This window comes from Xanthobacter oligotrophicus (genome assembly GCF_008364685.1).
Lineage (GTDB): Bacteria > Pseudomonadota > Alphaproteobacteria > Rhizobiales > Xanthobacteraceae > Xanthobacter > Xanthobacter oligotrophicus.
In genome coordinates, this window is the sequence record NZ_VTTL01000004.1 from 253996 (window position 1) to 269514 (window position 15519).

At 67.5% G+C, this 15519-nt stretch carries 15 protein-coding genes; 14 read left to right on the top strand and 1 reads right to left on the bottom strand.

Annotated elements, in window-relative coordinates:
* Positions 1–33 precede the first annotated feature (33 nt).
* The 6 genes from FZ033_RS08165 (at position 34) to FZ033_RS08190 (ending at position 5183) form a co-directional block, all read left to right on the top strand.
* Entirely contained in the window at positions 34–885 is an 852-nt protein-coding gene (locus FZ033_RS08165) for a branched-chain amino acid ABC transporter permease (RefSeq protein ID WP_149575653.1), read from the top strand.
* A 3-nt stretch (positions 886–888) separates the two neighbouring features.
* Positions 889–1908, top strand: a complete 1020-nt coding sequence (locus FZ033_RS08170) for a branched-chain amino acid ABC transporter permease (protein WP_149575654.1) — start codon at positions 889–891, stop codon at positions 1906–1908.
* Complete coding sequence (locus FZ033_RS08175; RefSeq protein ID WP_232847381.1) at positions 1905–2651, top strand: ABC transporter ATP-binding protein; 747 nt, start codon at positions 1905–1907, stop codon at positions 2649–2651. Before FZ033_RS08170 ends, FZ033_RS08175 begins: the two co-directional genes overlap by 4 nt.
* Positions 2644–3348 (top strand): ABC transporter ATP-binding protein, encoded by a 705-nt coding sequence (locus tag FZ033_RS08180; protein ID WP_149575656.1) that lies wholly within the window; start codon positions 2644–2646, stop codon positions 3346–3348. The genes FZ033_RS08175 and FZ033_RS08180 overlap by 8 nt, the downstream gene beginning before the upstream one ends.
* A 29-nt stretch (positions 3349–3377) precedes the next feature.
* Complete coding sequence (locus tag FZ033_RS08185; protein WP_149575657.1) at positions 3378–4304, top strand: carbon-nitrogen hydrolase family protein; 927 nt, start codon at positions 3378–3380, stop codon at positions 4302–4304.
* An 84-nt stretch (positions 4305–4388) separates the two neighbouring features.
* Positions 4389–5183 carry a TrmB family transcriptional regulator gene (locus tag FZ033_RS08190; RefSeq protein WP_149575658.1) on the top strand — a complete coding sequence of 265 codons (795 nt, stop codon included), beginning with the start codon at positions 4389–4391 and terminating at the stop codon, positions 5181–5183.
* A gap of 6 nt (positions 5184–5189) precedes the next feature.
* On the opposite strand, the gene FZ033_RS08195 is transcribed toward FZ033_RS08190, so the two are convergent.
* Positions 5190–5882 carry a GntR family transcriptional regulator gene (locus FZ033_RS08195; protein ID WP_149575659.1) on the bottom strand — a complete coding sequence of 231 codons (693 nt, stop codon included), beginning with the start codon at positions 5880–5882 and terminating at the stop codon, positions 5190–5192.
* A gap of 326 nt (positions 5883–6208) precedes the next feature.
* Here FZ033_RS08195 and FZ033_RS08200 point away from each other — a divergent pair, with 326 nt between their 5' ends.
* The 8 genes from FZ033_RS08200 to FZ033_RS08235 all read left to right on the top strand — a co-directional run bounded on the left by FZ033_RS08200 (position 6209) and on the right by FZ033_RS08235 (position 15502).
* Positions 6209–6775 carry a VOC family protein gene (locus tag FZ033_RS08200; protein ID WP_149575660.1) on the top strand — a complete coding sequence of 189 codons (567 nt, stop codon included), beginning with the start codon at positions 6209–6211 and terminating at the stop codon, positions 6773–6775.
* Positions 6776–6861: 86 nt separating this feature from the next.
* Complete coding sequence (locus FZ033_RS08205; protein ID WP_149575661.1) at positions 6862–9048, top strand: alpha-ketoacid dehydrogenase subunit alpha/beta; 2187 nt, start codon at positions 6862–6864, stop codon at positions 9046–9048.
* A 13-nt stretch (positions 9049–9061) separates the two neighbouring features.
* Positions 9062–10438 carry an acetoin dehydrogenase dihydrolipoyllysine-residue acetyltransferase subunit gene (locus FZ033_RS08210; RefSeq protein WP_188079378.1) on the top strand — a complete coding sequence of 459 codons (1377 nt, stop codon included), beginning with the start codon at positions 9062–9064 and terminating at the stop codon, positions 10436–10438.
* 65 nt (positions 10439–10503) lie between these two features.
* The gene (locus tag FZ033_RS08215; RefSeq protein WP_149575663.1) at positions 10504–11751 is read left to right on the top strand and encodes a branched-chain amino acid ABC transporter substrate-binding protein; all 1248 of its coding nucleotides are present in this window, start codon (positions 10504–10506) and stop codon (positions 11749–11751) included.
* Positions 11752–11865: 114 nt separating this feature from the next.
* Positions 11866–12807, top strand: coding sequence for a branched-chain amino acid ABC transporter permease (locus FZ033_RS08220; RefSeq protein WP_149575664.1), 942 nt, complete (start codon positions 11866–11868; stop codon positions 12805–12807).
* Between the two features lie 3 nt (positions 12808–12810).
* Positions 12811–14037: a branched-chain amino acid ABC transporter permease gene (locus FZ033_RS08225; protein ID WP_149575665.1), complete on the top strand. Its 1227-nt coding sequence runs from the start codon at positions 12811–12813 to the stop codon at positions 14035–14037.
* Entirely contained in the window at positions 14034–14786 is a 753-nt protein-coding gene (locus tag FZ033_RS08230) for an ABC transporter ATP-binding protein (RefSeq protein ID WP_149575666.1), read from the top strand. Before FZ033_RS08225 ends, FZ033_RS08230 begins: the two co-directional genes overlap by 4 nt.
* The gene (locus tag FZ033_RS08235; protein WP_149575667.1) at positions 14786–15502 is read left to right on the top strand and encodes an ABC transporter ATP-binding protein; all 717 of its coding nucleotides are present in this window, start codon (positions 14786–14788) and stop codon (positions 15500–15502) included. The genes FZ033_RS08230 and FZ033_RS08235 overlap by 1 nt, the downstream gene beginning before the upstream one ends.
* Positions 15503–15519: the final 17 nt, after the last annotated feature.

Genomic DNA, 15519 nt, shown 5'->3' on the forward strand with positions numbered 1-15519 from the left:
GGCGGGGCCGCCCTCCAGCCTGACGGGACACCTATGCTTCAGGCCCTTGTCGATGGTCTCCTCCTGGGCGGCGTCTACGGCGTCATCGCCACCGGCCTTTCGCTGGTGTTCGGCGTGCTCGGGGTGGTCAATTTCGCCCATGCCGAATTCCTCATGCTGGGCATGTATGTGGCCTGGTTCGCCTGGCGCTATCTGGGGCTCGATCCGCTGATCGGATCGGTGCTGTCCTTCATCGTTGTGTTCGCCGTGGGCTATGGGGTCCAGCGCACGCTCATCCAGCGCGTGCTGAAGGCGCCGCCGGCGGCGCAGGTGTTCCTCACCGTGGGCCTGATGATCGTCATCGAGAATGCGGCGCTGATGGCCTTCGGCTCCGACTTCCGGTCGGTGAGCGTGCCCTATCAGGTGGAGGGCTACAGGCTCGGCGACATCTTCATCGGCGCGCCCTATCTCTACGCTTTCATCGCCGCCGTCATTCTTGCGGGTGCGCTGTGGCTGTTCCTAGACCGGTCCTGGATGGGCCGCGCCATCCGCGCGGTGGCGCAGGACCCCATGGCGGCGACGCTGGTGGGCGTGGACACGCGGCGCACCTATGGGCTGGCCTTCGGCCTGGGCGTGGCCCTCACCGCCTTCGGCGGCGCGGTCATCCTGCCCTACATCACGGTCAGCCCCACCATCGGCGGCCAGTTCGTGGTGCTCATGTTCACGGTGGTGGTGCTGGGGGGACTCGGATCGGTGGCAGGGGCGCTGGCGGGCGGGATCATGGTGGGCATCGTGCAGTCCATGTCCACCCTCGTCTTCCCCATCCAGCTGCAGAACCTCTGCCTGTTCGTGATCTTCATCGCCGTTCTCGCCCTGCGCCCGCAGGGCCTCATCAAGGGCGCCTGAGCCATGCGACAGCTTTTCTCGCCGGGGCGCGCGGTGCTGCTCCTGTTCTTCGTGGCGGCGGCTCTGCTGCCGCTGATGGTGGATCCGCGCGGGCATCTGCTGCGCGTCGCCGCCATGGTGTTGCTGTTCGCGGCCATGGCGCAGTCGTGGAACATCGTGGGCGGGCTCGCCAACCAGATCTCGCTGGGCCATGCCGCCTTCTTCGGCCTCGGCGCCTATACCTCCACCCTGCTGTTCCTGAAGCTCGGCGTCTCGCCTTGGATCGGCATGTTCGCGGGCGCGGTGGTGGCGGGGGCAGCGGCGGCGCTGCTCTCCATCCCCACCTTTCGGCTGAAGGGCCATTACTTCGCGCTGGCGACCCTCGCCTTTGCCGAGGTGATGCGGGTGATCGCCAACAGCTGGGCCAGCCTCACCGGCGGGCCGGTGGGCCTCTCCATCCCCTTCATGGGCACCCAGCCGGCCTATTTCGCCTTCCGCGCGGTGTCTTCCTATTACTGGGCCATCCTCGGCCTGCTGGTGTTCGTCTGCCTCGTCTTCCACCTTTTGGCGCGCGGCGCCATCGGCTATCGCCTGCGGGCGGTGCGGGAGAACGAGAATGCAGCCGAGGTTGCTGGCGTCGATACTTTCCGGGTGAAGCTCACCGCCAGCGTCATCTCCGCCGCGCTCACCGCCATGTGCGGCACGGTGTTCGCGCAGTTCACCTTCTTCTTCGATCCGGACTCCATCTTCTCGCTGGCGGGCATCTCGGTGCGCATGGCCATGATCGCCATCGTGGGCGGGCTCGGCACGCTGGGCGGGCCCCTCATCGGCGCCCTGTTCCTGATCCCGCTGGAAGAGGTGGCGAATGCCTATCTCTCCTCCAAGGCGGCGGGCCTGTCGCAGCTGGTGTTCGGGCTGATCCTGATCGCCGCCATCCTCATCCAGCCGCGCGGCATCATGGCCTTCTGGCCGAAGAAGCGCCGCGCCGCCAAGGCGGCGCCACCGGCGGTGGCTCCGGCCCAAGCCGCCGCGAAGGGGGCATGATCATGCACGCGCTGCTTCAAGCGGATGCCATCGCCGTCACCTTCGGCGGCCTCAAGGCGGTGGACGGCGTCTCCTTCACCCTGAAGGCGGGCGAGATCATCGGCCTCATCGGTCCCAACGGGGCGGGCAAGACCACCCTGTTCAACGCCCTGGTCGGTCTCCAGCCGCTCACCTCCGGCAAGGTCGTGCTGGACGGCGACACCGTGTCCGGCCTCAAGCCCCACAAGGTGGCGGCAAAGGGCATGACCAAGACCTTCCAGAATGCCGCGCTCTTCCCCGACATGAGCGTGGTCGAGAACGTGATGACCGCCGCCCTGCTGCGCCACGACCTTTCCGGCGCGCGCGCCACGGCGGAGCGGGTGCTGGACAAGCTCGGCCTCTCCCCCATCGCGGAGGCGGATGTGGCCGACCTCACCTTCCCCCAGAAGGCGCTGGTGGAGATGGCCCGCGCGCTGGCCACCGGGCCCCGCGTGCTGCTGCTGGACGAGGTGATGGCGGCCCTCACCCCCAACGAGATGGACGAGGTGATGGGCGTGATCCGCGCGCTGAAGGCCGAGGGCCTGAGCTTCCTCGTGGTGGAGCACCACATGCGCGCCATCATGGCCCTGTGCGACCGGCTGCTGGTGGTGAATTTCGGCCGGCTGATCGCGCAGGGCACCCCCGCCGAGGTGGCCGCCAACCCGGCGGTGATCGAGGCCTATCTCGGCCATGGCGCCGCCGGCAAGGAGGCAGCCCATGCTTGAAGTTCGCGACCTTTGCGCTGCCTATGGCGGCCCGGACGTGCTGTCTTCCGTCACCCTGGAGGTGAAGGCCGGCGAGACGGTGGCGGTGCTCGGCGCCAACACGGCGGGCAAGACGACGCTGCTGCGCTCCATCTCCGGCCTCGTGCCCAAGGCGCGCGGCACCATCGCCTTCGAGGGGGCGGCGTTGCTGGGCCGGGCGGCCCACACCATCCCCGGCCTTGGCATCGGCCACGTGCCGGAGGGGCGCCACGTGTTCCCGCGCATGACGACGCTGGACAATCTGATGATGGGCGCCTTCGGCCATCGCGGCGCGCGCGACATTCCCGAGCGGGTGGAGCGGGTGTTTGCCCTGTTCCCGCGCCTCAAGGAGCGGCAGGCGCAGATGGCGGGCTCCATGTCCGGCGGCGAGCAACAGATGGTCTCCATCGGCCGCGCGCTCATGGGCCAACCGAAGCTGCTTTTGCTCGACGAGCCGAGCCACGGCCTCGCCCCCATCGTGGTGGACGAGCTGCATGCGGCCATCGGCGAGATCAACCGGCAGGGCGTGTCGGTGCTGCTGGTGGAGCAGAACGCCATGCTCGCCTTGTCCGTCGCCCACCGCGGCTACGTGCTGGAGGCGGGCCACGTGGTGCTCTCGGGCACCGCGCAATCCCTCTCCGACGATCCCGGCGTGCGGCGCGCCTATCTCGGCGTGTGACGCCCCATCAAATCCCAGGGAGAAGAAAGATGAAAGTGAAAGCCGGCGTCGCCCAGGTGGGCGCGGTGCCCTTCGACGTGGAGGCCTCGGTCGCCAAGGCCGAGTCGTGGATCGCCAAGGCGGGGGCGGAGGGCTGCGAGATCGTGGTGTTCCCCGAAGCCTTCCTCTCGGTCTATCCGAAGGGCTCGGATTTCGATATCTCCATCGGCGTGCGCACCGCGCGCGGGCGCGACGATTTCCGCCGCTATTTCGACGCCGCCATCACCGTGCCGGGGCCGGAGACGGACCGCATCGGCAAGGCGGCGGGCGAGGCCAAGACCTATGTGGTCATCGGCGTGATGGAGCGGGAGCTGGGCACCATGTATTGCACGGTGCTCTATTTCGGCCCGGACGGGTCCTTGCTGGGCAAGCACCGCAAGCTGATGCCCACCGCCGGCGAGCGCCTCGCCTGGGGCTTCGGCGATGGCTCGACGCTGCCGGTGTTCGACACGCCCATCGGCAAGATCGGTGCGGTGATCTGCTGGGAGAACTACATGCCCATGCTGCGCATGACCATGTACGCCAAGGGCGTCTCGCTCTATTGCGCGCCCACCGCCGACGACCGCGAGACCTGGCTGCCCACCATGCGCCACATCGCGCTGGAGGGCCGCTGCTTCGTGCTCACCACCTGCCAGGTGGTCAAGCGCGGCGACTTCCCGGATGACTACCGCTGCTCCATCACCGGCGATCCCGAGGCGATCGTGATGCACGGCGGGGCGGCCATCATCGATCCCCTCGGCAAGGTGCTGGCCGGCCCGGTCTTCGACACGGAGACGCTCCTGACCGCCGAGCTGGACCTGGACGATCTGGGCCGCGCCAAGTTCGACTTCGACGTGGCCGGCAACTACGCCCGGCCGGACGTTTTCAGCCTGACGGTCAACGAAGCCCCGCAGCAGGCGGTTCGCCTGAAGGCTTGAACACGGCGGGACATGCAATCCGCCGCGAATTCATCCATTCTCACGGCGCGGCTCGCCTGCGCCGCGCCGTGAGACCAACACGTCATGGACATGGAAGAAAAGCTCGCCAAGATCGGAATCACCGGAAAGCTGTTCAAGCTGTACCTCGCCGCCGTAGAGCTGGGTGAGGCGCCGGTGCAGGAGGTGGCCGCCCGTGCCGGGCTTGCCCGCACCACCGCCTATGACGTGCTGGAGCGGCTGGAGCAGGAGGAGCTGATCCGCATCGAGGAGCGTTCCGGCCGGCGCTTCGTGGTGGCGGAGGATCCGGTGGGCATGCTCCAGCGCCTGGAACTGCGCAAGCAGGTGATCACCGATGTGATGCCGCAGATCCGCTCCCTCTACAACCGCGCCAAGGGCAAGCCGCAGATCCGTTTCTACGAGGGCGAGGAGGGCATCAACACGGTGCTGTGGGACACCCTGACCTGCCAGAGCAAGACCTTGTGCGGCATCCTCTCCATGAACGAGCTGATCGAGACGCCGGGGCTCGGGGAGATGGACGTGTACATTTCCGAGCGGGTGAAGCGTGGCATCACGCTGAAGGTGCTGCGCTCGCGCAACAAGGATGTGGAGCAGATCTGGCCTTCCGGCATGGAGCAATTGCGCGAGCTGCGCTATGCGCCGGACGCCATGACGCTGGGCGTGACCCAGTATGTCTATGACGACAAGGTCTCCATCATCTCTTCCAAGCGCGAGAATTACGGCCTCATCATCGAGAGCGAGGATTTCGCCCGCCTGCAGTCGCTGATGTTCGAGACCTTGTGGTCCATCTCCACGCCGGCGACCCCGGCCGAACCGCCGCGCAAGCCCGCGGGCGGACGCCGCCGCGCGGAGAAGGTTTAGGCAGGCCTACCTGCCGGCCTGGACGAGACCCGGCAAATCGTTCGCCTGCAGTTGCAGTCGGGTGCGGCGGATGTGGCTTTCGAGCAGATGCTGCACGTCCACGCCGTCGCGGCGCCGGATCGCCTCCATGATGAGGCGGTGCTCGCTGTGGATGATCCACTGGCCCTCTTTCCCGATGAGGTGGGAATAGGCGCGGCGATAATGCTGGGTGGTGTTCCAGAAGCGCTCGATCATGGCCAGCAACGTGGGCATGGCCGCCGCCTTGTAGCTGAGCAGGTGGAATTCTCGGTCCAGCTTCAGGAAATCCTCCACCTCCGTTGAGGCCTCGATCTGCGCGCACAGGTCCGCGAGGCGGGCGATGGTGGCCGCGTCCATGTTGCGGATGCTCTCGCTGAGGGCGAGGGGCTCGATGCGCTCGCGGATCTTGTAGATTTCCACGCACTCGTTGATGTCGGTCTTGGCGATCCAGGCGCCGGAATTGGGCACCAGCACAACCAGCCCCTCGCTTTCGAGGTCCCGCAGGGCCTCGCGCACGGGGATGCGGCTGGTGCCGTAGCGCTCGGCCAGCTCTTCCTGCCGCACGCGGGTGCCGGGGGCGTAGAGCCCGGCGAGGATTCCGGCTCGCAGGTCCGTGGCGATGGCGTGGCTGCGGACGCCCTGGTCCTTGTCCGCCCCGTCCGGGGATTTTTCCGTTCTCATGGCGCGCTCTGCTGGAGGATCCCTGACTCGCAGGGGGACCGTGCGGCTCGGTTGATTTGGATACCATGCGCGTGCGCATTCCAGCAAATGTATCCAAATATGCGTATTTTGCGCTGTAATATCCCAATATGTGCCACAATTGGATACATTGATGTTGACAGCGTATCTCACCAGCCGTATCCGTCAGGAAAGCGGCGCAGATCGTTTGGCAAGGGAGAGACGCGAGGGCGAGGGGGCTGCGGCGACCGCGACGGTGGCCCGCTTCCCGCGGAAATCGCACCCTGTCCCAGCCGAACGGCACGCCGATCCCTCCAGCGGGTCGGGTCATGAGCACTGAGGGTGGGCAATCCTACGAGACGGCCAAGCGGGGGCTTCCGGGCCTGCGCGGCACCGATCATATCGGCTTCACCGTTCCCGATATCGACGAGGCGGTGCGCTTCTTCGTGGATGTCATCGGCTGCATCCAGGTCTACGAGCTTGGCCCGTTCCAGGCCGAGGACGACTGGATGGCGCGGCAGCTCAATGTCGATCCCCGCACCATCATGAAGAAGCTCGTCTTCCTGCGCTGCGGATTCGGCTCCAATTTCGAGATCTTCCAGTACATCGCTCCGGACCAGCGGACGATACAGCCGCGCAACAGCGACGTGGGTGGCCATCATCTTGCGTTCTACGTGGACGACATGGATGCCGCCGTCCGCCACCTTGAGGTGCACGGCGCCCGCATCTGCGGCGTGCCGGTGACGCGCGAGAGCGGCCCCAGCGGCGGGCAGACCTGGGTCTATTTCCTCACCCCCTGGGGTATGCAGTGCGAGCTGGTGAGCTTTCCCAATGGCAAGGCCTATGAGCGCACGTCCTCCCTGAGGCTCTGGCACACCGCCGACCCGGGCGGCTGAGCCATGGCTAGCACCTTGATGTCACGTTCTTTCGCGCGGGGGATGTTTGCACCCCCGACGTTTCCAGCGTTTTCGGAGCTGCCGTGATGGCGACCCATATGGACCTGAAGCCCGCCGCCCCCTGGCGTGAGCTGACCACCTCGCGCGATGACTGGAATGCGGCCGATCCGGCCCTGCTCGGCACCATGCTCACCTCCATGGTGCTGATCCGCGCCTTCGAGGAGAAGGTGCTGGAGCTGGCTGGGCAGGGGCTGGTGCACGGCCCCGCCCATTCGGCCATCGGTCAGGAAGGCGGTGCCACCGGATCCGCCGTCATGATGCGCGCTTCCGACCAGGTGAACGGCTCCCATCGGGCGCACCACCAGTTCCTCGCCAAGTCGCTGGCCTATGTGGCGCCGGATGGCCTGTCCCCCACTGCCGCCATCGGTGGCGACGTGCGCGATCTGTCCAAGAAGACCATGGCGGAAATCCTTGGCCTCGCCCAGGGCTTCTGCAAGGGGCGCGGCGGCTCCATGCACCTGCGCTGGGGCGATGCCGGCAATCTCGGCACCAATGCCATTGTCGGCGGCGGCGTGCCGCTGGCGGCGGGGGCGGCCTTCGCCCACAAGCGCGCCGGCACGGGCGATGCCGTCTTCACCTATTTCGGCGACGGGGCCACCAATATCGGCTCGGTGCTGGAGACCATGAACCTCGCGGCGGCCTGGAAGCTGCCCCTGTGCTTCTTCATCGAGAACAACCGCTACGCCGTCTCCACCCATGTGGAGGAGGCCACCGCAGAGACCCGCCTGTCCGCGCGCGGGCTGGGCTTTGCCATCCCCTCCTGGAAGGTGGACGGCATGGACCCGCTGGCCGTGGCGCTAGCCAGCGCCGAGGCGCTGGAGGTGATGCGATCGGGCGGTGGCCCCACCGTCATCGAGGCGGATGTCTACCGCTTCTTCCACCAGAACGGACCACTCCCCGGCAGCGCCTTCGGCTATCGCACCCGCGAGGAAGAGCAGGAGTGGCGCCGGCGCGATCCCATCGATCTCGTGGCCCGCGAGATGGCCCTGCGCCAGCTCATCGGCGATGAGGAAGTCGCCGCCCTGCGCGCCCGCGCCAAGGCGCTCATGGAGGATGTGGCCGGCGAGCTGGTGGAGCAGGTGGACGGCAAGCGCCGCATCATCCCGGCCCTGTGGCCGTCGCCTGATTTCCGCGATTTCGGCGTGCGCGGCGACCTCTCGGAACTCGATGGCGTGCGCACCGAGGAACTGGAGACCTTCACCGGCCGTATCGAGCCGCAGGCCCGCTTCGTGGATGTGGTGGCGGACGTGATGCACCGGCGCATGGCGCAAGACGACCGCATCGTGGTGATGGGCGAGGACGTGCATCGCCTCAAGGGTGGCACCAATGGCGCCACGCGCGGCCTGAAGGATGCCTTCGGCGACCGCGTGCTCGGCACTCCCATCAGCGAGAACGCCTTCGCGGGCCTCGCCGGCGGCATCGCCATGGACGGGCGCTACGTGCCGGTGATCGAGTTCATGTATCCGGACTTCATGTGGGTCGCCGCCGACCAGGTGTTCAACCAGATCGGCAAGGCGCGGCATATGTTCGGCGGCGACATGGCGGTGCCGCTGGTGCTGCGCACCAAGGTGGCCATGGGCACGGGCTATGGCTCGCAGCATTCCATGGACCCGGCCGGCATCTTCGCCACTGCCGTGGGCTGGCGCATCGTCGCCCCCTCCACGCCGTTCGATTATGTGGGCCTCATGAACAGTGCACTGGCCTGCCAGGACCCCGTGCTCGTGCTGGAGCATGTGGACCTCTACAACGCCAAGGGCCCGGCGCCGGTCGATGACCTCGATTACTTCATTCCCCTCGGCAAGGCCAAGGTGGTGCGTCCCGGCTCGGCCATGACCATCCTCACCTATCTGTCCATGGTGAAGTCGACTCTGGAGGAGGTGGAGCGCCTGGGTGTGGATGCGGAGGTCATCGACCTGCGCAGCCTCGACCGCGCCGGCCTCGACTGGGAAACCATCGAGGCCTCCATCGCCAAGACCGGCAACGTGCTAGTGGTGGAGCAGGGTTCGGTGGGCACCTCCTACGGCGGTTTCCTTGCCGCCGAGATCCAGTCCCGCTGCTTCGATGCGCTCGACCAGCCGGTGCAACGCGTCCATGGCGGGGAGGCCTCGCCCAGCATCTCCAAGGTGCTGGAAGCCGCCGCCTGCGCCGGTCCCAAGGACATCGAGGCCGGCATCCGCCGCGTCATGGCCGAGCAGGGCCTCGCCCTCGCCTGATCAGGAGCCCCACATGCCCAAGGAAATCCTGATGCCCGCCCTCGCCGCCGGAATGGAGGAGGGCCACCTCGTCCGCTGGCTGAAGAAGGAAGGCGAGGCGGTGAAGCTTGGCGACCTGCTCGCCGAGATCGAGACCGACAAGGCCGTCATGGAGATGGAGGCGGAAGGCGAAGGCCGCCTCGGCCCCATCCTGATCGGAGACGGTTCGCGCGGCGTGGCGGTGGGCACCCTCATCGCCTCCATCCTCGCGGAGGGGGAAACGGCGCCCGCGCGGGTCGCGTCTGTCGCCGCTGCGCCGGCGGTGACGGCCGTGGCCGCGGCTGCGGCGGTTTCTGTTCCGGCATCGCCTGTACCTGCCCCCTCAACACCCGCGCCCGTTGCGCCGACCCCGAGCCTTGCGGCGCGGGCACCGTCCATCGCCGCCCTCGTGGCCGCGCGCAAGGTGGTGGCCTCGCCGCTCGCCCGGCGCCTCGCGGATGATTTCGGGGTCGATCTCAGCGCCGTCGCGGGCAGCGGTCCCAAGGGCCGTATCGTACGGATCGACGTGGAGAAGGCCCGCCATAAGGTGGCGCCCGCAGCACCACGTATCGCCACTGCTGCGCCGCGTCTCGGCAGCGGGTCGGGGCAGGGGGGGCTCAACCATGCATGGCTGCGCCAGGGCGAGGGCCGGCCGCTGGTGCTGGTTCACGGCTTCGGCTCGGAGCTGAACGGCTGGCGCCCCTTCCTCGCCGGCGCTGCGGTGTCGCGGCCGGTGCTCGGCATCGACCTTCCGGGCCATGGCGGGTCGGCCGGCCACGGCGCCGCGCGCTTCGAGGCGCTGGTGGCGGCGGTGGGCGAGACGCTGCAGGGGCTTGGCCTGTTCGATCTGGATCTCGTCGCCCATTCCCTCGGTGCGGCGGTGGCGGTGGCGCTGGCGGCGGAAGGCTATCCCGACGTGCGCTCGCTCTTCCTGCTGGCGCCGGCGGGCCTGGGGCCCGACATCAACGGCGCCTTCGTGTCCGGCCTTGCCCGTGCCCGCACCGCCGAGAGCCTTGCGCCCTGGCTGGGCGAGCTGGTTGCCGATCCCGCGGTGCTGACCCCCGCCTTCGTGCGAGCCGCCGCGGCGGCCCGCGCTGACGAGGCTTTGGTGGCGGCGCAGCAGCGCCTTGCCGCCGCCCTGTTTCCGGACGGCACGCAGGCCTTCAGCGTGCGGACGGAGCTGGAGCAGTTGCGCATCCCGGTCACCGTCGTCGCCGGCACCGAGGACAAGATCATCCCGCCGGGCCATGTGCGGCGGCTGCCGGGCATGGTGGGCCTGCACCTGTTTCCGGGCGTCGGCCACATGCCGCAGCTGGAGATCCGCGACGAGGTCTGGCGCCTTCTGGAGCGCCACCTGCGCGCGGCGGGGTGAGCCCGCAAAGAGTGAAGAAAAGTCGGGTGAAGCCAAGTAAAACGACGTCCCAGGGAGGACTTTTCATGACCATCCGTACACATTTCCTCGCGCCCATCGCCGCCATGCTGCTGGCCTCGACGGCGGGCGCTGCCAGCGCCGAGCCGCTGAAGGTCGCGGTGATCGAGACCCTTTCCGGTCCTCAGGCCTCCACCGGCCTGCTGTTCAAGACCGCCGCGAAATTCGGCATCGACAAGATCAACGCCGGCGGTGGCTATGGCGGCGAGCCCATCGCGCTGCTGGAATATGACAACCAGGGCGGCCCGGTGGGCGCTGCCGACAAGGTGAAGGCGGCCATCGCCGACGGCGCCCGCTTCATCGTGCAGGGCTCGTCCTCCGCCGTGTCGGGCCAGATCACCGAGGACGTGCGCAAGCACAATCTGCGCAATCCCGGCAAGGAAGTGCTCTTCCTCAACGTGGGCGGCGAGGCGCTGGAGCTGACCGGCGCCAAGTGCCACTTCTACCACTTCCGTTTCAATCCCAACGCGCAGGTGCGGGTGAAGCCCATGGTGCTGGCCATGAAGGATGCTGGCATTCTCGGCACCCGCGTCTATTCCATGAACCAGAACTACAGCTGGGGCATCGACATGGAGGGCGCCATCGTCGCCAACGCGCCGCTGGGCGGCTACACGGTGGTGGAAAAGACCCTCCACGATGTCAACAAGATCCAGGATTTCTCGCCCTACGTCGCCAAGATCTCCGCGGCCAACGCCGAGACGGTGATCACCGGCAACTGGTCCAACGACCTGCTGCTTCTCATGAAGGCGGCCCATGGCGCCGGCCTGAAGACCCGCTTCGCCACCGCCTTCCTCGACCAGCCGGGCAATATCGCCAATGCGGGCGATGTGGCCCTCGGCAATGTGGTCTCCCACCCCTTCAACGCCGAGGCGAGCGAGGCCACCGCTGCCTTCTCCGAGGACTACAAGGCCAAGACCGGCCACTATCCGGTCTATATCGAGCCGCAGACCGCCTTCGGCATGGCCATGGTGGGCGAGGCGCTGAAAAGCGTGCCGCCGGCCAAGGACGGCAGCGTCGACATCAACGCCGTCGCCAAGGCCATCGAGAACGTCAAGGTCAAGACGCCCATGGGCGAGGCCAGCATGCGCGCGGCCGACCACCAGGCACAGATTCCCATGGCAGTCTCCATCGTGGCGGAGGACGCCAAGTTCAAGGTGGACGGCACCAACCTGGGCTTCAAGCCGATGAAGCTCTTCACCGCCGCCGAAGCCTCCTCTCCGGTGCAGGACGCCTGCAAGATGACGCGGCCCAACTGAGCCTGTCCGCCTCACGATCCGCCATGGCCGGGACACGCCCGGCCATGGCGGCTGTCATGAAACCGCGATCCGCCGTCCAGCCGAACACCTCTGCCTGACGCGAGAGGACATGTGATGGAACATCTCTTTGTCGCCGTCCTGAATGGCACGATCTACGGATTGCTGCTGTTCATGGTCTCGGCGGGGCTGACCCTCATCTTCGGCATGATGGGTGTCCTCAATTTTGCGCACGCCTCGTTCTACATGCTGGGCGCGTATGTGGCCTATGCGCTGTCGGGCGTGCTTGGCTTCGCGCTGGCGGTCATCGTCGCCCCCCTCGTCGTCGGCGCGGTGGGGGTGGTGGTGGAGCGCTATTTCCTGCGCCGGGTCCACCGCTTCGGCCATGCCCACGAACTGCTGCTCACCTTCGGCCTGTCCTTCATCATCGCGGAACTGATCAAGCTGTTCTTCGGCAACTTCCCGGTGGACTACCGGGTGCCGGCGGCCTTGAGCTTTGCCGCCTTCCGCATCGGCGGCACCGATTATCCCGTCTACCGCCTCATCATGGGCGCGGTGGCGCTGGCCATGTTCGGCGTCATCTACGCGCTGCTCACCACCACGCGGGTGGGCATCGTGGTGCGCTCGGCCATCTTCCGGCCGCGCATGGCCGAGGCGCTGGGCCACAATGTGCCGCTCGTCTTCATGGGCGTGTTCGGGGTGGGTGCGGCGCTCGCGGGCCTCGCCGGCGCGCTGGCGGGGGCGTTCTACACCACCAATCCCAACATGGCGCTGGAACTGGGGGTGCTGGTGTTTGTGGTGGTGGTGATCGGCGGCCTCGGCTCGCTGGAAGGGGCCATGGTCGCCTCCCTACTGATCGGGGTGGTCACTTCGCTGGCGGTAGGCATCGACGCGAGCTTTGCCGACTTGCTCGGGGTCGTCGGCCTCGGCGATTGGGCGCGCGCGGTGGGCGGCCCGCTGACGCTGCAGGTGTCGAGCCTTGCCGCAACCATTCCGTTCGCGCTCATGCTGCTGGTGCTGCTGGTGCGTCCCTCGGGCCTGTTCGGCGACAAGAGCTAACCCATGCGCACCAAGGTCCTCCTCCTCGCCCTTGCCGTCGTGGCGCTGGTCGCCGCCCCGGCCTTCCTCTCCGCCGGCCTCGTCAATGCGTCGATCCAGATGCTGATCGCGGCCCTGTTCGCCTCCGCCTTCAGCCTGTTGTGCGGGCAGGCGGGGATGCTCTCCTTCGGCCATTCGGCCTATTTCGGCATCGGCGCATTCGCCACCATCCATGCCATGAACGCCTTCAATGGCGCCGGCCTCCTGCCCACGCCGCTGCTGCCGCTGGTGGGCGGCGTGATGGGCCTCGTGAGCGGTATCGCCGCCGGCTGGTTCGCCACCAAGCGCACCGGCGTCTATTTCTCCATGATCACGCTGGCGCTGGCCGAACTGCTGCACGCCCTGGCTCCGCACCTGAAAGAAGTGTTTGGCGGCGAGGCGGGCATCTCCGCCATGCGCATGCCGGCCTGGGGCTTCACCTTCGGCAGCAATGTGGAGGTCTACTACCTCACCCTCGGCTGGGTGCTGCTGTGCCTGCTGCTGCTCTATCTCTACACCCTGACGCCGGTGGGCCGCCTGACCCTCGGCCTGCGCGAGAACACCCACCGGCTGCGCTTCCTCGGCTACAACGTCCACCGGCTGGGCGTGCTGGTGTTCGCGGTGTCGGCCATGTTCTCGGGCGTGGCGGGCGGGCTGCAGGCGCTCAACATCGAGGCGGCCAACTATGTCGTGCTCGACATGCAGCTCTCCGCCTCGGTGGTGCTCAACAGCTATATCGGCGGCGTGAAGGTGTTCCTGGGCCCGGCGATCGGCGCCGCGCTCATGTCCTTCTTCGGCTATGCGGTGTCGGACCTCACCCGCTCGTGGCTGCTCTATCAGGGCGTGCTGTTCGTGCTGGTGATGATGTTCCTGCCCGATGGCCTCGTGGGCGAGTTTGCCAAACGGGTCCGCGAGGGGCGCTTCGGCCTCGGCTGGGAGCGGCTTTCGGCGGGGTTGCTGTTCGCGGTGGCACTGGTGCTCGCCATCGTCGGCTTCGTGTGCATGGTGGAGCTGGCGCAGCGCTTCTTCTCCACCGACTATCGGTCGATGATCGTCGGCACCCCATGGCCGCCGGTCACCCTGTTCGGGCGCGAGTGGCTGCCGTTCTCTCCCGTCACCTGGGGCCTGCCCCTGGGCCTGATGGCGGTGGGCATCGGCCTCCTCAATTTCGCGTCGCGTCGTCTGGATCCTGAGCGCGGAGGCGTTTCATGAGCACGCCCGTCCTGTCCCTCCACGGGGTCCGCAAGTCCTTCGGACCCATCGAGATCATCCGCGGCATCGAGCTCGACGTGGTGCCAGGGGAGCGCCATGCGGTGATCGGGCCGAACGGGGCGGGCAAGTCCACCCTGTTCCACCTCATCTCCGGCCAGCTGACGCCCACGGCCGGAGATATCCTGCTGGATGGTCTGCCCATCGGCGGCATGCCGCCCCATCTGGTGAACCGGCAGGGGCTGGCGCGCTCCTTCCAGATCACCAACATCTTTCCCGGCCTCTCGGTGTTCGAGAACCTGAGGCTGGCGGTGATGCGGCGCTTCGGCCTCGATTTCGTGTTCTGGCGAAGGGCCTCCCGCCTCAAGGCGGTGACCCATCTGGCGGACGAACTGCTGGCCCAGGTGCGGCTGGAGAAGCGGGCAAACGTGCTGGCCAGCGAGCTGTCCTATTCCGAGCAGCGCTCGCTGGAGATCGGCATGACGCTGGCGAGCGATCCCAAGGTGATCCTTCTGGACGAGCCCATGGCGGGCATGTCCCACGAGGAGACGGAATACACGGTGGGCCTCATCCGCGACATCACAAGGGGGCGCACGCTGCTCATCGTGGAACACGACATGGACGTGGTGTTCTCCCTCTCCGACCGCATCAGCGTGCTGGTCTACGGCCAGATCATCGCCACCGGAACGCCGGCCGAGATCCGGGGCAACCTCGCGGTGCGCGAAGCCTATCTCGGCGAGGAGGCCAGCTGATGCGCGACACACCCCTTCTCACCGTCGACGGCCTCCACGCCCATTACGGCAAGAGCCACATCCTGCACGGCGTCACCTTCCAGGTGGGGCAGGGGGAAGTGGTGAGCCTCTTGGGCCGCAACGGCTCGGGCCGCTCGACCACGCTGAAGGCCATCATGGGCCTGGTGCCGCCCACCCGCGGACACATCGTGCTCCGCGGCAAGGACCTCACCGGCGCCCGCGCCTTCACCATCTGCCGGTCCGGCATCGCCTATGTACCGGAGGAGCGCGAGGTCTTCCTCAACCTGACCGTGGACGAAAACCTGCGGATGGGCGAGCAGAAGGGCGCGGAGGGCGCCGCGCGCTGGACCATCGAGCAGATGTTCGACTATTTCCCGCGCCTCAAGGAGCGGCGCAACACCCGTGCCGGCAGCCTCTCCGGCGGCGAGCAGCAGATGCTCACCATGTGCCGCTCGCTGCTGGGCAATCCGCTGGTCATCCTCATCGACGAGCCCACCGAGGGCTTGGCGCCGAAGATCGTGACCGTGGTGGGCGAAGCCATCGCCGACATCAACCGGCGCGGGGTGTCCGTGCTGCTGGTGGAGCAGAAGCTCACCATCGCCCTCAAGGTATCGCACCGGGTGTGCGTCATGGGCCACGGCCGCATCGTGTTCGAGGGGGCCCCCGAGGCGCTCACCTCCAACGCGCGGCTGATGGAGGAATGGCTCGCGGTCTGAGCGGGCGCTCAAGACCC